At 58.5% G+C, this 23274-nt stretch carries 18 protein-coding genes and 4 tRNA genes; 16 read left to right on the top strand and 6 right to left on the bottom strand.

Translation table 11 applies throughout. The annotated features are described in order from the left end of the window. Positions 1 to 7 precede the first annotated feature (7 nt). Complete coding sequence (locus HMPREF2681_RS08160) at positions 8 to 1732, top strand: hypothetical protein (protein WP_049172104.1); 1725 nt, start codon at positions 8 to 10, stop codon at positions 1730 to 1732. Between the two features lie 238 nt (positions 1733 to 1970). Beyond that, positions 1971 to 3566: a phosphoglycerate dehydrogenase gene (serA, locus tag HMPREF2681_RS08155; RefSeq protein WP_049194134.1), complete on the top strand. Its 1596-nt coding sequence runs from the start codon at positions 1971 to 1973 to the stop codon at positions 3564 to 3566. A 121-nt stretch (positions 3567 to 3687) separates the two neighbouring features. On the opposite strand, the gene HMPREF2681_RS08150 is transcribed toward serA, so the two are convergent. Further along, a complete protein-coding gene (locus tag HMPREF2681_RS08150) occupies positions 3688 to 5190 on the bottom strand; it encodes an acetyl-CoA hydrolase/transferase family protein (RefSeq protein WP_049172105.1) in 1503 nt (500 codons plus the stop codon). A gap of 151 nt (positions 5191 to 5341) precedes the next feature. Next, positions 5342 to 6418 (bottom strand): GTP-binding protein, encoded by a 1077-nt coding sequence (locus HMPREF2681_RS08145; RefSeq protein ID WP_049190124.1) that lies wholly within the window; start codon positions 6416 to 6418, stop codon positions 5342 to 5344. A 289-nt stretch (positions 6419 to 6707) separates the two neighbouring features. On the opposite strand from HMPREF2681_RS08145, the gene HMPREF2681_RS08140 reads away from it, so the two are divergent. From HMPREF2681_RS08140 to HMPREF2681_RS08130, 3 genes are all read left to right on the top strand, one after another. After that, a complete protein-coding gene (locus HMPREF2681_RS08140) occupies positions 6708 to 8222 on the top strand; it encodes an acetyl-CoA hydrolase/transferase family protein (RefSeq protein WP_070429316.1) in 1515 nt (504 codons plus the stop codon). A 201-nt stretch (positions 8223 to 8423) separates the two neighbouring features. Continuing rightward, the gene (locus tag HMPREF2681_RS08135) at positions 8424 to 9947 is read left to right on the top strand and encodes an HNH endonuclease signature motif containing protein (protein WP_070546727.1); all 1524 of its coding nucleotides are present in this window, start codon (positions 8424 to 8426) and stop codon (positions 9945 to 9947) included. 74 nt (positions 9948 to 10021) lie between these two features. Continuing rightward, positions 10022 to 11038 (top strand): 3-isopropylmalate dehydrogenase, encoded by a 1017-nt coding sequence (locus tag HMPREF2681_RS08130; protein WP_141744336.1) that lies wholly within the window; start codon positions 10022 to 10024, stop codon positions 11036 to 11038. Positions 11039 to 11067: 29 nt separating this feature from the next. Here HMPREF2681_RS08130 and HMPREF2681_RS08125 read toward each other — a convergent pair whose 3' ends face one another. After that, a complete protein-coding gene (locus tag HMPREF2681_RS08125; protein ID WP_049172112.1) occupies positions 11068 to 11721 on the bottom strand; it encodes a mycothiol transferase in 654 nt (217 codons plus the stop codon). A 61-nt stretch (positions 11722 to 11782) separates the two neighbouring features. On the opposite strand from HMPREF2681_RS08125, the gene HMPREF2681_RS08120 reads away from it, so the two are divergent. From HMPREF2681_RS08120 to HMPREF2681_RS08110, 3 genes are all read left to right on the top strand, one after another. Further along, complete coding sequence (locus HMPREF2681_RS08120) at positions 11783 to 13657, top strand: DUF294 nucleotidyltransferase-like domain-containing protein (RefSeq protein WP_070546724.1); 1875 nt, start codon at positions 11783 to 11785, stop codon at positions 13655 to 13657. Between the two features lie 33 nt (positions 13658 to 13690). Next, positions 13691 to 14278 (top strand): 3'-5' exonuclease, encoded by a 588-nt coding sequence (locus HMPREF2681_RS08115; RefSeq protein WP_048735364.1) that lies wholly within the window; start codon positions 13691 to 13693, stop codon positions 14276 to 14278. 65 nt (positions 14279 to 14343) lie between these two features. Beyond that, positions 14344 to 15132 (top strand): fumarylacetoacetate hydrolase family protein, encoded by a 789-nt coding sequence (locus tag HMPREF2681_RS08110; protein ID WP_048735367.1) that lies wholly within the window; start codon positions 14344 to 14346, stop codon positions 15130 to 15132. A gap of 12 nt (positions 15133 to 15144) precedes the next feature. Here HMPREF2681_RS08110 and HMPREF2681_RS08105 read toward each other — a convergent pair whose 3' ends face one another. Further along, entirely contained in the window at positions 15145 to 16377 is a 1233-nt protein-coding gene (locus tag HMPREF2681_RS08105; protein WP_070546722.1) for an isochorismate synthase, read from the bottom strand. Positions 16378 to 16433: 56 nt separating this feature from the next. Further along, entirely contained in the window at positions 16434 to 17156 is a 723-nt protein-coding gene (locus tag HMPREF2681_RS08100) for an SDR family oxidoreductase (protein ID WP_070546844.1), read from the bottom strand. On the opposite strand from HMPREF2681_RS08100, the gene HMPREF2681_RS08095 reads away from it, so the two are divergent. After that, complete coding sequence (locus HMPREF2681_RS08095) at positions 17155 to 17868, top strand: TIM barrel protein (protein WP_246815975.1); 714 nt, start codon at positions 17155 to 17157, stop codon at positions 17866 to 17868. The genes HMPREF2681_RS08100 and HMPREF2681_RS08095 overlap by 2 nt on opposite strands. Positions 17869 to 17925: 57 nt before the next feature. After that, on the top strand, positions 17926 to 19413 hold the full coding sequence (gene gltX / locus HMPREF2681_RS08090) for a glutamate--tRNA ligase (protein WP_070546718.1): 1488 nt from the start codon (positions 17926 to 17928) through the stop codon (positions 19411 to 19413). On the opposite strand, the gene HMPREF2681_RS08085 is transcribed toward gltX, so the two are convergent. Next, positions 19397 to 20809 (bottom strand): hypothetical protein, encoded by a 1413-nt coding sequence (locus HMPREF2681_RS08085; protein WP_246822714.1) that lies wholly within the window; start codon positions 20807 to 20809, stop codon positions 19397 to 19399. The genes gltX and HMPREF2681_RS08085 overlap by 17 nt on opposite strands. A gap of 296 nt (positions 20810 to 21105) precedes the next feature. Here HMPREF2681_RS08085 and HMPREF2681_RS08080 point away from each other — a divergent pair. The 6 genes from HMPREF2681_RS08080 (at position 21106) to HMPREF2681_RS08055 (ending at position 23164) form a co-directional block, all read left to right on the top strand. Further along, a tRNA-Gln gene (locus HMPREF2681_RS08080) sits at positions 21106 to 21177 on the top strand. 49 nt (positions 21178 to 21226) lie between these two features. Further along, positions 21227 to 21299, top strand: a tRNA-Glu gene (locus HMPREF2681_RS08075). A 30-nt stretch (positions 21300 to 21329) separates the two neighbouring features. Further along, positions 21330 to 21401, top strand: a tRNA-Gln gene (locus HMPREF2681_RS08070). 52 nt (positions 21402 to 21453) lie between these two features. Continuing rightward, positions 21454 to 21526, top strand: a tRNA-Glu gene (locus HMPREF2681_RS08065). 76 nt (positions 21527 to 21602) lie between these two features. After that, a complete protein-coding gene (locus HMPREF2681_RS08060) occupies positions 21603 to 22382 on the top strand; it encodes a tRNA threonylcarbamoyladenosine dehydratase (RefSeq protein WP_049171606.1) in 780 nt (259 codons plus the stop codon). Further along, positions 22382 to 23164 carry a TatD family hydrolase gene (locus HMPREF2681_RS08055; RefSeq protein ID WP_070546716.1) on the top strand — a complete coding sequence of 261 codons (783 nt, stop codon included), beginning with the start codon at positions 22382 to 22384 and terminating at the stop codon, positions 23162 to 23164. Before HMPREF2681_RS08060 ends, HMPREF2681_RS08055 begins: the two co-directional genes overlap by 1 nt. Positions 23165 to 23274: the final 110 nt, after the last annotated feature.

Genomic DNA, 23274 nt, shown 5'->3' with positions numbered 1-23274 from the left:
GGTAAATGTGCGAGTATCCGCAATGACGCGGCGCGTGACGGCAACCGTTGCCCTGACGGTCAGCCTGGCGTTGGGGTCAAGCGCCTTGGTCGCGTGTGGAAATTCCGACAGCGCTGTTTCCACGAAGAAGGTGGACGCTGAATCGACGGTGCTTAGCGACGACATCGCAGCGTCGGAAAGTCTGATCGACAGTTCGGAAGCGGTTGTCGTTTCCTCGGCTGGCTCTGCTGAGCAGCGTAGGGCGGCAGGCATCGCGGTTGCTGCTGGTCTGCCGATGCTAGTGGCTGGTTCTGCCGAAGATGCGGAAGATGACACTACTGCCAAGAGCCCGAAGAAGGATGCTCGTGGCCGTGATACTGGCGCCGATATCGCCGATGTGGAAAAAGAGATTGACCGCCTGGGCGCAAAGACAGTCCTTACTGTGGGGGCAGTTGACCTGACTGGCGAAGAGGGCCGTCAGATCATTGCGGATCCGGGTACGACCGATGGCCTTAAGGAGCTCGTCGGTACCGAGTTTAAGGTTCTCAAGGAGACGGAGTCGAAGCCGACTCGCGCTGTCGTTGAGATGGATCCGGAGAAGCCAACTGTCGTCGAGGGCGATGCAACGAAGGATGGGGCAGCCAACCAAGAGGCTCAGGATCGCGCCAGCGATGGGCAGGACGACAAGGGACAGGAGAGCGTCACCCTGCCGAAGGGATCTCCGAAGGAGGTCAAGGACACATTGGCACTGGCCGCACCGGGTACCGGTTTGGCCTCCATTGCTACGGCCCGCGCCGCTGGCCTGAAGGTCAGTTGGTTGCCGGTGGGCGACGCGCGTGCTACCTCTGAGTCGATTTCCGCTGCTCGCGACGGCGAGTCCCTGATTGCTCTGGGTAAGGTTTTCGGCGATAAGGACAAGTTTGATCAGTCCATCGAGCTTGCCAAAGATGACAAGGTCAAGGAGCTGCCAGGTGGAGGCACACTGCTGTTCCCCGGTCGTCATCTGATTGCAACGTATGGTCACCCTGGTGTCGCTCCATTGGGTGTGATGGGTGAGGATGATCCGGAGGATGCCGTCGCACGTGCGAAGGACTACGTGAAGCAGTACGAGAAGTTCGCTGATGACCCGGTACTGCCGGCCTTCGAGATTATCGCTTCGGTCGCGCAGGCTGACCCGGGTCCACGCGGTGACTACTCCGAGCCAGCTCCGGTTGAGACTCTGAAGCCGTACGTCGAGGCCATGACCAAGGCCGGCGGCTACGTCATCATCGACCTGCAGCCGGGTAGTGCAGACTTCCTGGACCAGGCCAAGTTCTACGAAGAACTGCTGAAGATGCCAAACGTCGGTCTGGCGCTGGACCCGGAGTGGAAGATGGAACCGGGGCAGGTTCCGGCGACTCAGGTTGGTCACGTTAAGGCTGAAGAAGTCAACCGCGTTGCTGATTGGCTGGCTGAGCTGACTCGTAAGAACAACCTTCCGCAGAAGATGCTGATGCTGCACCAGTTCCAGCTACAGATGATTCGCGACCGCGAGACGCTGGATCTGTCGCACCCGGAGCTCGCATTCGTTCTGCATGCCGACGGCCATGGCACCGCGCAGGAGAAGTTTGAGACCTGGAACGTCATGTTGCAGGATTTGCAGCCGGAGATTTTCGAGGCGTGGAAGAACTTCATCGACGAGGATCAGCCGATGTTTACTCCTGAGGAGACCATGAACATCGAGCCGCGTCCGTGGTTGGTTACGTACCAGTAGGTTATAGACCAGCAGAAATAAAAATATAACGCGAAATATTTGCCGACTTGAATGTCGGGGGCAACGGCGCTTACTCCCTAAACAAAGGGTAGTAAGCGCCGTTTTGCTTAGGTAAGTCCCCCCGTGTCTCACCCCCAGAGTTTATGATGAGACGTAATGCGCGTGCACGCTTTAGTAGTTTTCTTAAGTGACACCGCACATACTGCATAAACTTTTCGAGACAAACCAGGAGATGCTTGTGAGCCAGAACGCTCGCCCCGTTGTCCTCATCGCCGACAAGCTGGCACAGTCCACTGTGGACGCATTGGGGGATTCCGTTGAGGTCCGTTGGGTAGATGGCCCGAACCGCGCTGAGCTCCTGGCTGCGGTTGGTGATGCTGACGCACTTCTCGTCCGCTCCGCTACCACCGTGGATCAGGAAGTCCTCGAGGCTGCTCCGAATCTGAAGATCGTCGGTCGCGCCGGCGTTGGCCTGGATAACGTCGACATCGATACCGCTACCAAGCGCGGCGTCATGGTTGTCAACGCTCCGACCTCTAATATTCACTCTGCATGTGAGCACGCAATCGCACTGCTGCTGGCCACCGCTCGCCAGTTGCCGGCTGCGGACGCGTCCCTGCGTGAGGGAGAGTGGAAGCGCTCTTCCTTCAAGGGTGTCGAAATCTTCGGCAAGACCGTCGGTATCGTCGGTTTCGGTCACATCGGCCAGCTGTTTGCGCAGCGTCTCGCTGCTTTCGAGACCAACATCATTGCGTACGATCCGTACGCGAACCCGGCTCGTGCTGCTCAGCTCGGTGTTGAGCTGGTTGAGCTGGAAGACCTGATGGCTCGCGCTGATTTCGTGACCATCCACCTGCCGAAGACCAAGGAAACCGCTGGCATGTTCGATGCTGAGCTCCTGGGCAAGGCCAAGAAGGGCCAGATCATCATCAACGCTGCCCGCGGCGGTCTCGTCGACGAGCAGGCGCTTGCCGACGCGATCAAGGCAGGCAACATCCGCGGTGCTGGCTTCGACGTATACGCGACCGAGCCGTGCACGGATTCCCCGCTGTTTGGTCTGCCGGAAACTGTTTGTGCTCCGCACCTGGGTGCCTCCACCGTTGAGGCTCAGGACCGTGCGGGTACCGATGTCGCTAAGTCCGTGCTGCTGGCACTGGCTGGCGAGTTCGTCCCGGATGCTGTCAACGTTTCCGGTGGCGCTGTCGGTGAAGAGGTGGCCCTGTGGCTCGAGCTGGCTCGTGAGCTGGGGCTGGTTGCTGGCGGTCTGCTCGAGGGCGCTCCGGCCGCTGTTGAGGTCACCGCTCGCGGTGAGCTGCACACTGAGGACGTTAACGTTCTGGGTATGGCAGCAATCCGTGGACTGTTCTCCCTCATGGTGGAAGAGCCGGTCACTTTCGTCAACGCTCCGCGTATCGCAGAAGAGCGTGGTGTGACCTTCACTGTCGAGACCGAGCCGGAGTCCGTCTCCCACCGCTCCGTTCTCGAAGTCAAGGTCATCGGTGCTGATGGCTCCACCGCTACCGTCGTTGGTGCTCTCACTGGCCTGAACCGCGTCGAGAAGATTGTCCGTATCAATGGCCGCGGCATCGACATGCGTGCTCAGGGCCGTAACCTCTTCCTGCTGTACAAGGACGTTCCGGGCGCTCTGGGTTGCGTTGCTACCACCCTGGGTGAGTCCGGCATCAACATCGAGGCTGCTGCTCTGTCTCCGCAGGAAGCAGATCAGACTGCCATCCTGGTGCTGCGCGTTTCCAAGGAGGTTCCGGAGGAGCTCGTCGAAAAGATTACCGAGGAGATCTCCGCTACCCACGCTCTGCAGCTTGAGCTGGACTAGTTCTGAGCGCCTAGACGTTTTAGAGCTAGTCTCTAGCGCAGCTTCTACTGCATGAAAAATCCCCTCCGCATGGAGGGGATTTTTGTTTCCCAGCTGATCTATGCAGCCGTAGCCCTACTGCCTAGCCCTTCATCGAGCCCTTCTCAATCATGTTGACGTGGAAGTCGAAAGCAGTACGCAGATCGTGCGGGGTAGACATGCCCGGAGCGGTCTTCAGCGCGCGCTCGTAGTACTCCTCCAGCAGTGGCTGGTACTCCGGGTGTGCAACGGAAATCAACTTCGCCACGCGGTCACGTGGTGCCAGGCCACGCAGGTCAGCGAATCCACGCTCGGTGATGATGACCATGGCGTCGTGCTCGGTGTGGTCAATGTGCGAAGCGAACGGAACGATAGTCGAAATCGCACCGTCCTTCGCCAGCGACGGCGAGATGAACGAAGAAACGAAGGCGTTACGGGTGAAGTCACCGGAACCACCGATGCCGTTCATCATTCGGGAGCCGTTGATGTGGGTGGAGTTGACGTTGCCGTAGATGTCGGCCTCAATCATGCCGTTGGTGGCGATCAGGCCGACGCGACGGACAACCTCCGGGTGGTTAGAAATCTGCTGCGGGCGCAGAATGATGTTCTCGCGGTAGCGAGCAGCCTCGTTGTTCATACGCTCGGCAGCTTCCGGAGACAGGGAGAAGGAGGTAGCCGAAGCGACGGTCATCTTACCTGCGTCAATCAGGTCAATCATGCCGTCCTGAATAACCTCGGTGTAGGCCTTGATGTTCTCAAACTTGGAGTCCAACAGACCCGCCATCACGGCGTTCGGAACGTTACCGACGCCCGACTGCATGATGTACTGGTCGTAAGCCAGGCGACCCGCGCGAACTTCGCCCTCGAGGAAGTCGAGGAAGTGGCCGGCAATGGCCTTCGAGGTCTCATCCAACGGCTTGAACGGGGAGTTGCGGTCCGGCGCGTTGGTCTCGACAACTGCGACAACCTTGTCCAGGTTGATGTCGATGTAAGGGGTGCCAATGCGGTCACCCGGAGCGTTGATCGGCACCGGCGTGCGGTTAGGCAGGTGCTGAATGCGGTAGATGTCGTGCATGCCCTCGAGTTCCTCGGACTGCCACGAGTTGACCTCAATGATGATCTTGTCAGCGTTGTCCATCCACTCGACGTTGTTGCCAACGCTTGACGACGGAACGAGGTGTCCATCTTCCGTAATACGAGTGACCTCAACAATTGCGGCGTCAATCGGCAGGAAGCCCTGCTCGATGTACAGCGCGGAGTGGGAGAGATGGATGTCCTGGTACTTCGCCTTGCCCGAGTTGATGGACTTACGCAGTGCCGGATCGCCCTGGTACGGCATGCGGTAGCGGATGATGTCAGCTTCTGCCATCACGCCGTCACAGTCCGGGGCAGTGGAAGCGCCAGTGTAGATGTCGACAGCGAACTCTTCACCCTTGGCGTGGAGTTCCTTGCCGCGGTTTGCCAGCGCAGTCGGCAGAGCCTTCGGGTAGCCAGCACCGGTGAAGCCAGAGATGCCGAGGGCATCACCATGATTGATAAACTGTGCAGCCTCGTCGGCGGTCATTACCTTGCCGCGCAAACCGGCATGTGCGATGCGATCAGACATGTCATCTCCTAGATAGACTGTTCGACTTTAGTTTTGTCGCCTAACCTAGCATGCGCTAACAGTGTGTTGCCACACCCGCAGGTTGAGAAGTGATTTATGACACTCTGATCGCTTCAGCGGGTCGTTTATCGGCGCTCTTCCAGGGGCTTTGTTACAGCAATTCCCGCACTTCTTCGTCGGTCAGCATGGCATCCTCGAACGCTTGCAGTGTGGCCTCTGGGTTAAATTTCACACCGATGAGTACGACCTCATTGGATGGTGGGACATCGGTCTGCGCCCACATGACGGCAGGGGTGATTTTCAGGTTCGGCCCCGCCTGACTCCACACGTGGGCGACTTCGAGGCGGTCGGAAATCCAGCAGTGCCCCTTGGATCGTACGAGCCCCTTTGTGCCGCGGAGAGCCTTGATTAGTCGTTCGCGGTCGAAGGGTCGATTGCCTCGGAAAACAACCGAAGAAATGCCGTATTCTTCAGTCTCCGGCGTGTGGGGATTCGCAAGTTCTTCTGCATATCCGTGGAAAGTGGCCGCGGTACCTTCGTCGTAAAGCGATGCGTCGAGAATGGCAGAGGTGGCGATTTCGCCGTTAGTCACGCGGACGATGCGTGCGCGGGGGTTCATTGCGCGGATCGTTTCCTCGGTACCGCCGGTGAGCTTTTCGCCGGCGAGGTCGGATTTGGTGATGAGGATGAGATCGGCGAATTCCACCTGGTCGACGAGGAGGTCGGCGACCGTGCGTTCGTCGTCAGGCAGTGCGCGTCCCTGGCGGAGACTGTCGAGGAATGTAGAGGCGTCGACGAGCGTGACCATCGTGTCGATGGGGGCGATGTCGGCGAGGCGACGGCCGTCGTCGAATTCCCACTCGAAGGTAGCGGCGACTGGCATGGGCTCGGAGATGCCGGTGGATTCGATGACGATGTGTTCGAATTTGCCGCTGCGCGCGAGCTTGCCGACGTTTTCCACGAGGTCATCTCGCAGCGTGCAGCAGATGCAGCCGTTAGACATTTCGATGAAACGGTCCTCGCCGCGCTCGAGATATGTGCCCTGCTCGATGAGGGCGGCATCGACGTTGACTTCCGAGAAGTCGTTGACGATGACCGCGATTTTGCGCCCCTGTGAGTTTGCCAGGAGGTTGTTGAGGAGGGTGGTCTTGCCGGCGCCCAGGAATCCGGACAGGACGGTGACGGGAGTGGTCTGGGTGGTGCTATCAGAAAATTCGGTAGAAGTCACCCGACAAGATTAGCGTACTGAAAATGATTATCAATAACTAGTGCATGAATTGGGCTATGTGAGGGGTTGTAAATGTGTCGCATGGCTGATTGTCGACTGGTTGTGACGTAGGGCATAAAACGGTGTTGTAGTCGGCTTTAGTGGCGTATGGAATGTGCCTAAAATGGGGGCGCTTTCGGGCATCTGAATGAAAGGCGCTAACCGCTTCGTTGATAGGGTTGGGGGTGTGCTTTGGTGTTCGAAGTGCTACCCCCGATAGTCGCGTTGGGGGATATAGAAAGGTGAATTCATGTCAGATCGTATTGCCCATGCTGGTCTCAAATCCAAGGTGATGACCGCGCAGGAGGCGGCGCAGTTCATCAACCACGGAGACATGGTGGGCTTTGCCGGATTTACCGGTGCTGGCTACCCGAAGGTTGTCCCGCCGGCTCTCGCTGAGCGCATGGAGGCCGCTCACGAGCGTGGCGACGAGTTCAAGATTAAGGTCTTGACCGGCGCGTCTACCGCTCCGGAACTTGATGGTGCGCTGGCGAAGGCCAATGGTGTTGAGTGGCGTATGCCGTACCAGTCCGACCCGGGAATGCGTAACCGTATCAATGCAGGCGATGCCTTCTATAGTGATATTCACCTGTCGCACTCTGGCCCGATGACTGAGCAGGGCTTCTTTGGTCCGGTCAATGTTGCCGTGGTCGAAGCTGTTCGCATTAAGGCCGATGGCTCCCTGATTCTTTCCTCTTCGGTTGGTAACAGCATTTCTTACCTCAATGCTGCAGAGAAGATCATTATTGAGGTCAACTCCTGGCAGTCCGAGGACCTCGAGGGTATGCACGACATCTACAGTGTCGGCCTGCCTCCGAACCGTAAGGAGATTCCGATTGTGAACCCGGGGGACCGCATCGGCACTCCGGATGTTCAGATCGATGTCGATAAGGTTGTCGCTGTCGTCGAGACGAACGCCGAGGACCGTAACTCGCCGTTCAAGCCGCTGGACGATGACTCCAAGGCTATTGCTGGCTACCTGCTCGACTTCCTCGATGGCGAGGTCAAGGCCGGTCGTCTGCCGGAGAACCTGCTGCCGATGCAGTCGGGTGTCGGTAACATTCCGAACGCCGTTCTCGCAGGTCTGCTCGACTCCAAGTATGAGAACCTGACCTCCTTCACTGAGGTTATCCAGGACGGCATGGTCGACCTGATGGATGCTGGCAAGCTGACCGTGGCTTCCGGTACTGCATTCTCGCTGTCTCCTGAATATGCAGCTCGTATGAACGAGAATGCTGCTGACTACCGCGAGAAGATCGTTCTGCGGCCGCAGGACATCTCCAATAACCCGGGTCTGGTCCGCCGCATGGGGCTGATTACCACCAACGGCATGATTGAGGCTGACATCTACGGCAACGTCAACTCCACTCACGTGGCTGGCTCCCGCATGATGAACGGCATTGGCGGTTCCGGTGACTTCACCCGAAACGCCTACATCTCTACGTTCGTGTCCCCGTCGCTGGCTAAGAATGGCGACATTTCCGCAATCGTGCCGATGGTCTCTCACGTTGACCACACTGAGCATGACGTGATGGTCATCATCACTGAGCAGGGTCTGGCTGACCTCCGTGGGCTGGCGCCGCGTCAGCGTTCCCGTGTTGTCATTGAGAAGTGTGCGCACCCGATGTACAAGGAGGCGCTGCTCGAATACGTTGAGCGTGCTGAGAGGGCCACCCCGTACCTGCATACTCCGCATGACCTGGGTACTTCTTATGACTTCCACCGTCGTTTCCTCGAAAACGGTTCCATGAAGCCGGTCGACTAGGTTTCTAGTGCGGTTCCCGCTTTACGACGAAGTTTGCGTCGTAGGGCGGGATTTTCTTTCGGCTTTAGTTCGAAATAGTGTTCGAATAATGTGGAGATTTTTGGGGTGCGCAGCGGTTTGAATCCGGGGTGGGGGATATGGTGTGGGCGAATTGATAAAGAACTGTTCGTTAGGGGACCTCGTTAGGGAGGGGACAGTGCAATGTCAGAGTTGGAATCGTGTGGGGAATTTCGGTTCAGCCATGAGGTGAGGGCTCATTCGCTCGCTGAAGTGATGCGCGAGATTAATCGTCTGCAGATGGTTATCGCTCAGCGGGTCGCACCACCAGATGATGGCGATGTCGAAGCTCATTTGGCTTATTGGTCGGTGGTGCTTGGAATCTCACGCGCCGAAGTGAACAAATATATGGAAATTGGCTACATGCTTGGACGTATGCCGCAACTAGCGGAAATGTGTCAGGAGCGCGGGCATTTGTCGATGAGGCATTTAGCAATGCTTGGTAAACATACCCGACCTGTAGCCGATGACAAGGTTGACGCAGTGGAGTCGGGTCTCGTGGACGTCGTTAAGCCTAGGCGCGACGGGGAGGCACTCCGTGGCGTGCGTGCGATGGCAACGCGGGTGCAGCGAGTGATTGGTGAGTGTGCTCCGGAAGTGCGGCCACGTGATGTGGATGTCGCTGGGTTGCAGGCTGATAGGGTCCTGGCCCGGAATGTGGAGGCGACCGTAGATGCTGCAATTGATGCGGCGGCATACCAGGTCGAGGCGGATGGAGAGTCGGCGGATAATCCCGTGGAGTCGGAGGAGGTACGGGAGGTTCAAGCTGCGGCTCTCGACTACTTCGGCGATCGTATGACGGCTAAGGAGTTTATCGCAGTTGATGAACATGGTGACGCTGGAGTTACGACACTGACTACTGTCCTCGAGCGGCATCATGCAGTGGAAGCCCTTGCAATTATCGACGCAGTGGCTAAGAAGATGAAAGTGAGTCGCGCGGCAGCTTTCATGCATGCGTTACGCGGTACTTGTGAGGTGGAGGTGAATCTGGAACTCTTCCGAGTGCTCTCTCCCGGGGAGGATGGCGAACCGGAAAACACTCCAGTGTGGCTCGCTGGCGCAGGTTGGCTTTCTTCGCTGGTGGCCGAGTCTTGGCTGAAGCGGGTATCGACATTGCGGGTGCTGGGGGATAGTGCGGTTGAGGGGTATCGGCCCTCCGAGTCTCAGCGTGCATTCGTGCGTGCCCGTGACGGTGTGTGTAGTTTTCCTGGATGCGATGTCCCCGCGGAAAAGTGCGATATCGACCATATTGTGGAATTTGATCACAGCCTTTCCGGTGGTGAGCGGCAAAAGGAAGGGGTCACGCACACAGATAATCTCCATTGTCTCTGTCGAAGGCACCACAACCTCAAAACTGCCGGTATGTGGCGAGTTGTTCGAGGTGATGATGGGATCGAAGCTTGGACGTTCCTCTCTTGTGATGAAGGGCCGTTTGCGCAGTCGGAGAAAGAGCACACTGGGCATGGTCGTTACACCTTTGCCTCGCAGACTGAAAAGAAGACCGCTGCGCTGGCTGAGCACAATGAGAAACGTCGCAAATTGCATGACAGTCTCCGCGGCCTAGTGGATAAGGTGCGGCGGGATTTGGAAAAGGAGAGAGCAGTAGGCGGGGTGGATTGTGAAAACGATGGAGATGTTAAAAATCGCGCAGACAGTGACGGGGAGTGAGCGCTAGGTTCTGCTACACTCATTTGTGTCCATATAGTGAGAAGGGTATCTCAAAAATGACTGAGGTAGGAAAGCTGAAGATCGCCGTCATCCCGGGTGATGGCATCGGCACGGAAGTTACGGCAGAGGCGCTGAAGGTGCTCAAGGCTGCTATCGGCGAGTTCGACACTACCGAGTACGACCTCGGCTCGCGTCGCTACTTGCGCAATGGCGAACTGCTTACCGACGCTGACCTTGACTCCCTGCGTGAGCACGACGCAATCCTGCTCGGTGCCATCGGTGACCCGGCGAACGTACCTCCGGGTGTTCTCGAGCGCGGCCTGCTGCTGAAAATGCGCTTCGCGCTGGATCACCATGTCAACCTGCGTCCTTCCAAGCTCTTCCCGGGTGTCGAGTCACCGCTGAAGAACCCGGGCGAAATTGATTTCGTGGTCGTCCGCGAGGGAACCGAAGGTGCCTACACAGGTAACGGCGGTGCAATTCGCGTTGGCACGCCACACGAGGTTGCCAACGAGACCTCCGTCAATACCCGCTTCGGTGCTGAGCGCGTCGTCCGCTATGCCTTCGAGCTGGCTATGACCCGTCGTAAGAAGCTGACCCTTGTCCACAAGACCAATGTGTTGGTGCACGGTGGCGGTATGTGGCAGCGCACGGTCGATGAGGTCGCTAAGGAATACCCAGAGGTAGATGTCGATTACTCGCATATCGACGCTGCGACGATCTACCTCGTCACTAATCCTTCGCGTTTCGACGTCATCGTCACCGACAACCTCTTTGGCGACATCATTACTGATGAGGCTGGTGCAGTGTCGGGCGGTATCGGCCTGGCGGCGTCCGGCAACATTGACGCCTCCAATGCCAACCCGTCCATGTTCGAGCCCGTTCACGGCTCCGCGCCAGACATTGCTGGCAAGGGGATCGCGGACCCGACGGCAGCCATTCTGTCGGGTGCCATGATGCTGCGCCACCTGGGTCGTGAGGAAGACGCCCAGCGCATCGAGGCTGCTGTGGAAGCTGACATGGCTACTCGCGGTAGTGGCCCGATCAAGACCGCTGAGGTTGGCGACCGCATTGCTGCTGCTTTGAAGTAGCGCAGTAAAAAATAGGGGGGGGGAGAGGGCTAGGCAATCACAGTTTTGCCATCGACGGTAGTGATGTGAGTCTTACCGTCGGCGGTGTGCTCGATGAAGTCCGACGCATGTCCGACCTGGCGAAGTACATCGATGATGGTGTCAAGGGGGTATGGGGATGAGCTTCCTGCGCCGTTATCGGAATCATCCCCTCCCAGTCCTGCCACTAGCGCATCCCTCGTAATCTCCGCATGTCCCAGGTGCTGAGCCGCCTCGTGGAAGACATGCACAATCACGCCTTCGATGCTGCCGCACCACCAACGGTCCTTATCGGTAGGAATAACAGCAGGAGCACCAGCGCGGTCCACGCCTTGCAACTCCACCAGCGCGGATTCAATGGCCGCGCGGTCACGGTGGTAAATCTCCAGCCCTTCCGAAACACTGCAATGAGCAGAAAACTCCCCATCGCGATCACGGACATAATCACGCCCAAGGCAGACGCGCTCGAGCCAGTACCTCGCGGATCCGGTCACATGTCGTAACAGCACGGCCAGGGAGTTAATGGCTGGGATGGGGAGGGTTGCGTTGAAGGTGTCGTCGTCAAGCGTGGCGACGAGTGCCGCGAGCTTGTCCATCCTGCCGAGGATGTGGGCGTCGAGCGGCCATTCGGGATTTATTGAAGCGCTGTGTGTGGAATTGGTCATAAGGTCGAGTATTCCCGCAAATCAGTCCTATTGGGAGCAAAAATAGGGGATAATTGACCCCATGACCGTCGAGCTTGCGGAAATCGCAGACTTCCTCAGCCATACTCGCCCCTTTTCGGACCTCAACGATGAAGAGCGCGCGACTATCCCACCGCTTTTGACCATGCGCTATGCCCGTCGTGGAACGGAGATTATCCGGGCGGGTGCGGATAACAACAGCTGTTTCATTATTCGCTCCGGCATGGTGGATCTCTTTGACCCAGCTGGCACGCTGTTGGACAGGCGAGATGTGGGAGATCATTTCGGCTATTCGACGCTGCTGAGCAGTGACCCTTCGCTATACACGATGACGGCAGTGGAGGACTGCGTATTCCTAGTGATCTCCAAGGAGGTTTTTGACCAGCTCAATGAGCAGTTCGTAGAGGTCCGGCGCTATTACGGCGGTGAGAACGCGCGCATTCGCGCAGTGGCATCGAAGCTGCGGAGTACTGCGGCATCGGAGTCATTGCGCACACGGGTTGCGGATCTGATGGAAACATCGCTGGTGACCTGCAGTGCTGATGCGACAGTACAAGAGGCGGCGCAGATTATGACGGAGCGGAATGTCTCCAGTTTGCTCGTAATGGAGTCTGCAGGCGCCAACCAGAGCCCGCTCGTCGGCATCATCACTGACCGTGACCTCCGTCGTCGAGTGCTGGCAGAGGCGAAGCCCGCGGCGACGCTTGTAAGCGAAGTGATGACCGGGAACCCGGAAACCATCAGTCCCGACCTGCTGGTTTTTGAGGCCATGCTGCTGATGGCTGAGCGCGGTTACCATCATCTGCCGGTGCACGACGGGACGAGAGTGGTCGGCATGATTGTCATTGGTGACCTGCTGCGCAGTCTGCACACCGATCCCGTGTACGCGACGGCGACGCTGGCGCGGAAGAGCGATATCTCGGAGATTGCGGAGATTGCTCAGAACGCGCGGCGGATTGTCGGCCGGTTTATTGACCGAGGTGATTCGGGGGAGGAGGTCGCCAAGCTGCTGACTGCCGTGGCCGATGCTGTCACCCGACGCCTGGTTGCGCTGGCGGAGGAAAAGCTTGGGCCGCCACCAGTCAGCTACGCCTTTGCGGTACTGGGTTCGCATGGGCGCGGGGAGATGGGGCTCGCGTCCGATCAGGACAATGCGCTTGTTCTCGCCGACGACTACGACGCCGACGCTCATGCTGACTATTTCGCCGCGCTTAGCGACGAGATTTGCACCAACCTCGACCGAGTCGGTTATTCGCTCTGTCCAGGGGACATGATGGCCAGCAATCCTGCGTGGAGGATGACCAAGTCGCAGTGGCTGCGCACGTTCCACGGGTGGATTACCGCACCGGAGGCGGAGGCGCTGTTACATGCACAGACCTTCTTCGACATGCGAGCGGTAGCGGGCGATGTGCAACTGGTAGAGGAATTGCGCGCGGCCTACCTACCGCTGGCCCAGGGGTCGCAGCGCCTGCACGCGCACTTGGCCAAGCTCTCGGCCTGGCGGGAGCCGCCGCTCGGCTTCTTCCGTGGCCTGGTGCTGGAGAAGGGCGGCGAGCACGCAGAGACCCTGGACATCAAGAAGGGGGGAACTGCTGCTGTGGTGCAGATGGCGCGCCTATTTACTGTGGCGGCCGGGCTGCCGCAGCTGTCCACGCGTGAACGCTTGGCGGCGAGTGCGGGTGCCGGAAGCGTGAGCCGTCAGGGTGCGCAGGATCTGGCGGATGCGTTCGAGTTCCTGTGCACGGTGCAGCTTCATCACCAGCAGGCCCAGTTCAACGCTGGCGAGCAGCCGAATAACCACATCTACCCGAAGCGTCTCTCCAGCCTGGAACGCGAGCACCTGCGCGATGCGTTTGGTGTTATCCGCAAGTTGCAGCAGAGCCTCGGGGCGAAGTATCCCATCCGGGCGATGTCGTAGTTTAGCTGTGTGAGTTAGCTGTGTGAGCGCACAATGTTGAAGTTTTTCAAACCCCGCAAGAAACTCTTGGACGCACCTATCCGCGACAATGCTTGGCTCGCGGTCGATGTGGAAACCACCGGTCTGGATCCCTCCAAAGATCAGTTGCTTTCCATCGGTTGGGTTGCCGTCGAAGGCCGCGACATCGTGCTGGAAGAGTCGGGTCACCTTCTCATTCGCCCAGAGCGCGAGGAGGTGAGCGTCGGCGAGTCGGCGACGGTGCATGGGCTTACCGACGACATGGTCGCAACCGGGGTAGAGGCAGAGGTGGCCGTCGGCAAGCTGTTAGAAGCTCTACGGGGACGGAAGCTGCTGGCGCACTACGCGCGGATGGAAGTTGGTTTCCTGGATCCGTTGTGCCGGAAGTACTTTGATGCGCGCTTTGATGTGCCGGTGGCGGACACGATGACACGCGAGTACGACGCAATTCTGCGAGCCAACCGCGAGCCGGTCCGTGATGAGCTGCGGTTGTGGTCACTGTGCGACAAGTACGGCATTCCCCGTTTTAAGGCCCATCATGCGTTCAACGATGCGCTGGCTTGTGCGTTGGTGTGGCTTGCGCAGGAATCGCGCGGAGTTTAAATCGTACATGTTTGAGAGTGGGGGTCATTGCATAGTTATTGCAATGTGACGTGTACCCTATTTTTATGCGTATTGCTCGAATCGCCCACCCAGAGGGCATGTGCTTCGCGCTCGTCGAGGGCGAAGGCAATGAAGTTACTTTGCACGAGATCGAAGGGCACCCTTTCGGTCAGCTGAATAAGACTGGTCGTTCCTGGCCGCTTGCCGACGTACGTCTGCTTGCCCCGATGCTGCCGTCGAAGGTCATCGCTATTGGTCGTAACTACGCTGACCACGTCGCCGAGGTGTTCAAGAAGTCGGCAGAATCGCTGCCGCCGACGATGTTCATTAAGCCGCCGACGGCCGTTATTGGTCCGGAAGCGCCGATTCGCATTCCGGATTTCGCCACTAACGTCGAGTTTGAGGGCGAGCTGGCACTGGTTATTGGTAAGCCGTGCAAGAACGTCAAGAAGGAAAACGCTCACGATGTGATCTTCGGATACACCATCGTCAATGATGTTTCTTCCCGTGACCTGCAGTTCGCCGACGGTCAGTGGGCGCGCGCAAAGGGCATCGATACCTTCTGCCCGCTGGGCCCGTGGATCCAGACGGAGCTGGACTACAACGAGCTTCCAATCAAGGCGCACCTGACTCACGAGGGTGTTACCGAGACTAAGCAGGACTCCAACTCCAACCAGATGATTATGTCCATCCCGGAGGTCATCGAGTTCATCACCGCCTCGATTACGCTGCTGCCGGGTGACGTCATCTGCACCGGCTCCCCGGCCGGTACCGCTGCGATGTTCCCGGGCGACCGCATCGAAATCGAGATTCCGGGTATTGGCAAGCTGGCCAACCCGGTGGAGCGGGCTTAAGCCGCTAGGGGCTTAAGCGCCCTTAACTCCAAAAGCGCGGAGCACAGTGCCCATTTTGGCGCTGGTTTCCGTGACTTCTTCTTCTGGGGCGGAGTGCGACACAATGCCGCCTCCGGCCCATAGTCGTGCCACGGACCCCTCAGTGTCGATTTCGGCACAGCGAATGGAGACCACGAACTCACCATCGCCATTCTCATCGCACCAGCCGACAGCGCCGGAGTAGAAGCCGCGGTCAGTCTCTACGGCCTGAATGACGCCGAAGGCGGATTCCGTCGGCGTGCCACAAATGGCTGGTGTTGGGTGCACCACCAGTGCCAAATCCAGCGCGGACAGCGACGGATCCTTCAATCGACCGCGGATATGCGTGGCCAAGTGCCACATCTCGGCAGTGCTCATCAGCTCGGGGCTGTCCGGAACATCCAGCGAACTGCACAGCGGCGCCAGGTTGTCGGCGATGTCATCGACAACGAAGGCGTGTTCATCCAGGTTCTTGCGCGAGTCCGCTAAACGACGAGCCGACGCCCGGTCCACCTCTTCATTCCGGGATCTCGGCAGCGACCCGGCCAAGGGAAATGCCTCAACGATGTCACCCGTACGGCGGACCAGCATCTCCGGGGAGGAACCGATGAGCAACTTGCCCTCATAATCGGAACCGGCGGGAGAGAGATCCACGACAAAGCCATCGCGGTTGGGGGATCCGTCGATAAGCCGCGATGCGAGTAGGAGCGGGTCAATCGGGGGATCGATTTCGAGTTCCACGGCGCGCGCGAGCACGACCTTTTCCAGCGCCGAGTACTCGATTGTGCGGATGGCTGCGGCGATGCGCTCAGCGTGCTCGTCGAGCGGGGGATCGTAAGCGACGATGTTGGCGTGGGGCTTCGGTGCGTTCCAACGGTAGTGCGCGGGTGGCTCCAGCGGCTGCGAGGAGCGGATGACTTCCCGGGGAACGGTCAGGGCGGCGGGCTTGTCCAAGTCGAAGGGCAATGCGCCGACTACCATCTTGTGAATGCCCGAGTGCAGTCCCTCGGCCGCGAGCCAGGGGTCGGAAAGCTGCTCTTCAATACCTTGCGTGCGGATGGAGCCGTGTGCCCGGGAGAGCAAAAAGTCCGGGGCGGTGGTCGGGCGGGACGTATCCCAGCGCGTCGAACGCTTCGGAGTCGCTGCAGGCTCGTTCGACGGGTGAGAATTCTCCTGCTTCTCTTCTTCGTTTCCGCCGCCCAGAGAGGGGTGGTTTTCCATGGACATAGCCCTAACCCGCCTCCTCAATCTAAACCCAGTTGTGCTTCAGTTTAAGGGGCAGGCTAACCCCTACCCAAAAAGGGCATACCCGCAGCGGTAATCGTCAGCTGATCGATGACTGCGCTCGCCGGCAGATTCGCGGCGTAGAGGAAGGTATCCGCAGCCTGCTTGGCATCGAACACTGGCTCGCTGCCTGTGAACGTCCCCAACAGGTCAGTCTGCGCATTGCCAATATCAATGCGCGTTGCTGTAATGCCATACTCGCGTCCGTCGAGGGCAAGCACATGGGTCATTCCGGCAAGCGCGCTTTTCGACGTCGCGTACGCCGCCGTATGGGCTCGAGGTACCTGCGCCGCGATAGAACAATTGACCAGGATTCGGCCGCCCGCTTGCTCTGTCTTCCCCTCGCACCCCGCCTTCATCCGCGAAAAAGCCTCGCGTGCACACAGGTACGAGCCGACCACATTCGTATCGATGACCGCCCGGAAGTCTTCAATGCCGGTCTCTCCGAACTCCGCGGGCGTGCCGGGCAGCCCCGCATTGAGCACTGCAACATCGATGGTTCCCGTAGCCACCTGCGCGTTCTCAAACATCGCACGGACCTGTTCGGGGTCGGTGATGTCACACCTGGAGTAGGTGATGTTGTCCGCTTCGGCGGCAACAGTCTCGAGCGCGTCGATACGCCTGCCGCAGATATGCACGTGCCAGCCATCGGCGGCGAAAGCCAGAGCAATTTCGCGACCAATGCCCGCGCCGCCACCAGTTACTACTACCGTTTTGGTCATGAGCACCATTATTAACTGTTCTACGGTCTACGCACACATGTCCCCGCACGATGCTGTCAACGCCGCGCGTGACGACGGCTACGCGGCCGTGGAATTCTGGTGGCCATTTGACCTCGCAGTGCCCGCACCCGATGAGGTTTCCGCCTTTTGTGACCTCTTTGACGACAGCCTTGGTCTTTATGCCATGAACCTGTGGGGAGGGGACATGACAGCGGGGCAGCGAGGAGTGCTCGATACAGACGGGCTGCCCACGGGGCACCTGGAAGCAGTGAGCCAGATCGCGCGAGCCACGGGGCTGAAATGCTCTAACGTGCTGCTGGGGCGGTCTGGGGAACTGGCGGACCTGCAAGTGCACCGACTGACTGAGATCACTGCCCAGCTGGAGCTCAGCGGTGTCCGCGCGTTGATTGAGCCGCTGTCCGGGATGGACGATTACCCCATTACCGATCCTTGGCAGGCCGAGGAGTTAGCGCAACAGACTGGTGCTGGCGTGCTCGCCGACTTCTACCACTTTGCGGCCAATGGCGTGGACGTGGATGCCTGGCTCACCGATGTGGAGGCCGGAAGAGTGAGCCTGCCGGCGCACGTCCAGATTGCCGATTTCCCAGGCCGCGGCGTGCCGGGCACCGGTGAGGCGCCACTGCGCAGCTGGGTTGAGCGGCTGCGCGCCGCTGGATACGCCGGTGAAGTGACTGGGGAATGGACTCTGTAACCCTATGTAAAACCCTATGCATGCCTGCAGGTGGGAGGGCGGGTATCGTGGGAAAGCATGTCAGATGTTCGCGTACGCTTTTGCCCGTCGCCAACCGGCACCCCGCACGTTGGCCTCATCCGCACCGCCCTGTTCAACTGGGCATATGCCCGTCACACTGGTGGCAAGCTGGTCTTCCGCATCGAAGATACCGATGCCGCTCGCGACTCCGAAGAGTCCTATCAGGCAATCATCGAGGCCCTGAATTGGCTCGGTATTGACTGGGACGAGGGCATCGATGTCGGTGGTCCGCACGGCCCGTACCGCCAGTCGCAGCGCAAGGACATCTACGCCGATGTGTTGCAGCGCCTCATTGACGCTGGTGAAGCTTACGAGGCCTTTTCCACCGCTGAAGAGGTTGAGGAGCGCCACAAGGCCGCCGGCCGTGACCCGAAGCTGGGCTACGACAACTACGACCGCAACCTGACCGAGGAGCAGAAGGAAGCCTTCCGTGCAGAGGGTCGCAAGCCGGTGATCCGCCTGCGCATGCCGGACGAGGACATTGTCTTCGAGGACCTCGTTCGCGGTCGCATTGAGTTCAAGGCCGGCCTGGTTCCGGACTTTGTCATCGCCCGCTCCAACGGTGAACCGCTCTACACCCTGGTTAACCCGGTCGATGACGCTCTGATGGAGATTACTCACGTCCTGCGTGGTGAGGATTTGCTGCCATCGACCCCGCGCCAGATTGCTCTCTACGAGTCGCTGAAGCGTATCGGTGTCGCCAAGTTCACCCCGGAGTTCGGTCACCTGCCGTTCGTTATGGGCGAGGGCAATAAGAAGCTGTCCAAGCGCGACCCACAGTCCAACCTCTTCATCCACCGCGATAACGGTTTCATCCGCGAGGGTCTGCTGAACTACCTGGCTCTGCTGGGTTGGTCTATGGACGGCGATCAGGACATCTTCACCATGGACGAGATGGTTAAGGCCTTCGATATCCACGATGTGCTGTCCAACCCGGCCCGCTTCGACCAGAAGAAGGCCGACGCTATCAACGCCGACCACATCCGCATGCTCGATCCGAAGGACTTCGAACAGCGTCTGCGCACGTATTTGGAAAGCCACTTTGACTTCCCGTCCGACTACCCGGCGGATAAGTTCGCTTTCCTGGCAACGCTGCTGCAGACTCGTGTGAAGACGCTTTCCGACGCCTGGGACCTCTCGAAGTTCCTGGTTGTGGAAGAGGACGAGTTCACCTTCGATGAGCGCTCGGCACGCCGTAACTTCAAGGAAGACGCTGTTGCTGTCCTGGAGGCCACCATTGCAGCTGTGGAGCCGCTCAGCGAAGAGGACTTCATCACCGAGAAGCTCGAAGCTGCACTTCAGAAGGCCCTCATCGAGGACCTGGAGCTGAAGCCACGCAAGGCCTTCGGCCCGGTGCGCGTGGCTGTAACTGGTGCTCAGGTATCGCCGCCGCTGTTCGAGTCCATGGAGCTGCTTGGCCGCAGCCGCAGCCTGAGCCGACTGCGCAAGGCTCTCGAGGTCACTCCTTTTACTGCTGCTCAGTAAAGAGTGCGAGCTGGGCTGAGCGAAGCAGGTTCGTGTAAGAGCCCGCTTCCTTGCCCACCTTCTGCGGGTCGCGGTTCAGCATGTTCATGGAGGTTTCGCGGTAGTCCTTGACCAGCGACCCCATGTGGTTATTGAAGAACTCGTGCCAGTCGGTTCCCCAGTAGACCGTGCCGTCTTCGTTTTGCTTGAGCAGTGCGGCAAAGGCGTACACGAGTGGGTAGATGAACCCGTCCGGAATCGCGTAGCAGATGGGCTGGCGGTAGAACTTCGAGTACTTCTGTGGAGTTTTGCCAGTCCGCGGATTCTTCTTGTTGGCCTTGTCAACAGCATCAATGCCGCCGAATTTGCCGCCACTCTTGTTGTAGAGATCGGGTAGCTCCGCGTTGATGCGCTCGAAAATATCGATGAAGTCACGCGTGAGGTTCAAGGCACTGCGGACCTTCTCGTTGTAGAGAACGACCTCTTCGGTGCGCTCATTGATACTTTCAGTGCTGGGCTTAGTGACCTCTGGGGAACTCATGACATCCTCGAAGCGGTCAAGCAGCTTGGCCTTTCCGGAGTAGAGGCTGGTAGGGGTCGGTGCTTCAATCTGCTTGCCGTCGGCATCCTTCGGCAGGTCAATACAGGACAGTGGAATCCACGCCATAGCGATGACATCGCCCACCTTTAGTCGACCAGTATCGTTGGTGCGCCACTGCACGTTGTCGCTAATTCCCTGCGGCAGAGCATGCTTCAGATCGTCAAAGTAGCCGGCGCGATTGAGCTTTGCTTCCGCCTTGAGCTCCGCATTGTTGTTGCGGGCGGCACAGATATCGAGCAGAGCATCGGAGAAGTCCTGCACAGTGTCCTCGTCCCGAGCACCGGGAACGAGTACCTCTACCGGAACCTTGGCATCGAGCTCGGTGAGGCTTTCGTCGGCAAGCAATTCCTCGATTTCCTCGGAGCGCTCCATCCAGACCTCCTTCATTTCGGACCACGTCTTGATTTTGCGGCTAGGCGGTGGAGTGAGCTTGCCCAGGACGAACAGCGCAATAGCCAGCGAGTTGTGGCCGCCGTCGAGGATGCCTTCGATGCGACGGTTGCTGAAGGTGAAGCGGTAGAGATTGTCTTCACTGGTGAACTGAGTGGAGGCCAGGAGCACACCCTTGGACTTGTAGGCGAAGAGCTCCGGCGTGGTGTCGATGGTTTCCATGATGGCATCGGTGATGCGGCCGGTGCGGGACACGCGTGGGTTGGCATCGAGGTTGAGGCCCGAGATGATTTTCGCGAACTGACGGATAGTGACAGTGCCGATGACGCGGCCGATGGTGCCGTTCATTTGCTCCGTGATGTCGGAGAACTCCAGCTCGAGTGTGATGGGGGCGGTTGCTGTTGCCGTTGTTGTGGGGGAAGTCATGATGCTTGCCTTTCAGGGATGGTTTGTGGTGTGTGGCGGCTGTTTGCCAGCCGCTTCACCACGAAGTGTCTCCTGAAGGGCGGATCGACTTTGAGCTGCGATCGAATGGGCTTTCGATCTGGGATTGCGTTAGTTAGATGCACTGCATTGGTTATGCATTAGTTATGCGCTCTGCTGAGGTGGGCTGTGGGGAACTCGCGAATTTAAACGAACCTTTGACAACGAACCTTTGACCAGGTGATTTGCTCTTGTTCACGCCAATTGGCTATATTATTCCTCGTTGCGTTCAGCAGCGATGGCCTATGGTGTAATTGGCAACACAACGGTTTCTGGTACCGTCATTCTAGGTTCGAGTCCTGGTAGGCCAGCAGTGAAGAAGTTCATTGTTGAATGTATTCACTAACTGCAAGGTTCTAAGCCCCGTTCGTCTAGCGGCCTAGGACGCCGCCCTCTCACGGCGGTAACACGGGTTCAAATCCCGTACGGGGTACAAAGACAGCGCGAAAGCGCCAGTCTTTATTGGCCTATGGTGTAATTGGCAACACAACGGTTTCTGGTACCGTCATTCTAGGTTCGAGTCCTGGTAGGCCAGCGGAATTCGCTTGCTTAACTAACTTGATTAGTTGAGTTGAATTCAGTTCTAAGCCCCGTTCGTCTAGCGGCCTAGGACGCCGCCCTCTCACGGCGGTAACACGGGTTCAAATCCCGTACGGGGTACAAAGTTACTCCCCAGTCAGTTGGCTGGGGAGTTTTTGTTTTTTAAGAATCGAGGCCGCTATGACCAGAGGTGACTATGACCAGTGAACGTTTCGCACGACTGAAGCTTCTCCTAGGGGAGGAGGGGCTGGAAACGTTGGCTGAATCTACCGTCATGGTTGTCGGACTCGGAGGCGTGGGGTCGAGTTGTGCCGAAGCTCTCGCGAGAGGTGGCGTGGGCAACCTCATCTTGATTGACGGCGATGTCGTGGAGCCGAGCAATCTCAACCGTCAGGCGCTGGCATTTGTCTCCACGATTGGTCGGGTCAAAGCCGAGGTTATGGAGGCGATGGTTGCCGATATCAACCCGGATTGTACGACCTATGCCCGCCAGATTTTTCTCACACGCGAAAACCTGTCAGAGACCTTCGAGAAGTTCCCGCGTCCGGATTACATCATCGACGCTATCGACGATGTCACCGGGAAAATTGAGATCGCGCAGTGGTGCGCGGAAAATCGCATCCACCTCATTTCCGCTATGGGCGGCGGAAATAAGCTCGACCCATCTCGGCTGACCTTCTCAAAAATCAATAAGACAAAGGTCTGTCCGCTGGCGAAGGTCGTCCGTCAGGTGTGTATCCGCCGACGCATTCGCGGTCTTGAAGTGCTGTACTCATCCGAAGAGCCTGTGCGCATTGCGGACAAGGGCAGCGGCACCAAAGCGGAAACCCTCGGTACCATGAGCTACATACCGCCAATCATGGGGCAGATGCTGGCCGGAAAGGTCATTCGCCGTCTGCTCGGGTTCGAGGAAACCCCGCTGGCCCCGCGAATCGGCGGTCCAGCCGACGATAGCCAGCCACCGACGGAAAAGTAATGCGGTTCATCGATACCCACTTTCACTACGACTTCCTGCCACAGGATTCGCGCGAGCGTTTTAAGGCTGATCTTGCACGGGAGGGTGTAGAGATTATCGCGCAGACGGTCCGGCCCTCCGGCTTTGTCGAGCTAGAGAGTGAAAGCTTGCCCATGGCCGCCGTGGGCTATCACCCGTGGTACATCGATGGCAACTATGAGCGAGAGCTCGAGGTTTTTCGCGCGGCCCTCCCTCGCACTCGCTTCATCGGCGAGATTGGCTTGGACTTCGCGCCCCGCAGGCTTGACGACGTTTCTGCCGAGACTCAAATCCATGTCTTTACCAGCATCCTGGATGCTGTCCAAGCCTCGAGCCTGTCACCTATCCTGTCCATTCACACGGTTCGGAGTGCTGGTGTGGTGCTTGGCCTAATCGAACCACGTTTGGACACCAGCTCCAGCGTCGCACCAGGCGAGACCTTCGTGCCCATCTTTCACCGCTTCGGTGGCACTAGCGATGAACTGACGCGGCTGATCCGCGCCGGTGGTTATATCTCCGTCAACCCGCTCATGTTGCGGACAAAGCGCGGACGGGCCTATGTGTCGCAGGTGCCCGTCGATAGGCTCTTGCTGGAGACAGACCTTCCGCGCGAGCCTGGAAGCGGTGACGCGGTGGAAGCGGTCGCTGCAGAGGTAGTCGCTGCGTTGCGGGAAACTGTCGCCGAGGTTGCGGCCTTGCGAAAAATGGATGAAGCGGAGCTTGCAAACGAGCTGGCCAACAATGCGAAAACGCTAGGGATTTAATGCCTTAACCTGCGGATTTGCAGTTACTATCCACGTCTAGTGTATTGTTTAACAAGTCCGCAGCGCGCGGATGAAAAGTTCTAAGCCCCGTTCGTCTAGCGGCCTAGGAC

The organism is Corynebacterium sp. HMSC064H12, from assembly GCF_001809925.1.
GTDB classification, from domain to species: Bacteria; Actinomycetota; Actinomycetes; order Mycobacteriales; family Mycobacteriaceae; genus Corynebacterium; species Corynebacterium jeikeium_D.
Note: the sequence above shows the minus strand (reverse complement) of the source record. Positions and strands in the feature narration are given on the sequence as shown.

Bases quoted from the DNA above. Each gene is read 5' to 3' on its own strand.
- HMPREF2681_RS08110 (WP_048735367.1), top strand. From the start codon at position 14,344: ATGCGTATTGCTCGAATCGCCCACCCAGAGGGCATGTGCTTCGCGCTC.
- HMPREF2681_RS08140 (WP_070429316.1), top strand. From the start codon at position 6,708: ATGTCAGATCGTATTGCCCATGCTGGTCTCAAATCCAAGGTGATGACC.
- HMPREF2681_RS08150 (WP_049172105.1), bottom strand. From the start codon at position 5,190: ATGTCTGATCGCATCGCACATGCCGGTTTGCGCGGCAAGGTAATGACC.
- HMPREF2681_RS08105 (WP_070546722.1), bottom strand. From the start codon at position 16,377: ATGTCCATGGAAAACCACCCCTCTCTGGGCGGCGGAAACGAAGAAGAG.
- HMPREF2681_RS08100 (WP_070546844.1), bottom strand. From the start codon at position 17,156: ATGACCAAAACGGTAGTAGTAACTGGTGGCGGCGCGGGCATTGGTCGC.
- HMPREF2681_RS08125 (WP_049172112.1), bottom strand. From the start codon at position 11,721: ATGACCAATTCCACACACAGCGCTTCAATAAATCCCGAATGGCCGCTC.
- gltX (WP_070546718.1), top strand. From the start codon at position 17,926: ATGTCAGATGTTCGCGTACGCTTTTGCCCGTCGCCAACCGGCACCCCG.
- HMPREF2681_RS08135 (WP_070546727.1), top strand. From the start codon at position 8,424: ATGTCAGAGTTGGAATCGTGTGGGGAATTTCGGTTCAGCCATGAGGTG.
- HMPREF2681_RS08055 (WP_070546716.1), top strand. From the start codon at position 22,382: ATGCGGTTCATCGATACCCACTTTCACTACGACTTCCTGCCACAGGAT.
- HMPREF2681_RS08060 (WP_049171606.1), top strand. From the start codon at position 21,603: ATGACCAGTGAACGTTTCGCACGACTGAAGCTTCTCCTAGGGGAGGAG.
- HMPREF2681_RS08085 (WP_246822714.1), bottom strand. From the start codon at position 20,809: ATGACTTCCCCCACAACAACGGCAACAGCAACCGCCCCCATCACACTC.
- HMPREF2681_RS08115 (WP_048735364.1), top strand. From the start codon at position 13,691: ATGTTGAAGTTTTTCAAACCCCGCAAGAAACTCTTGGACGCACCTATC.
- HMPREF2681_RS08095 (WP_246815975.1), top strand. From the start codon at position 17,155: ATGAGCACCATTATTAACTGTTCTACGGTCTACGCACACATGTCCCCG.
- HMPREF2681_RS08120 (WP_070546724.1), top strand. From the start codon at position 11,783: ATGACCGTCGAGCTTGCGGAAATCGCAGACTTCCTCAGCCATACTCGC.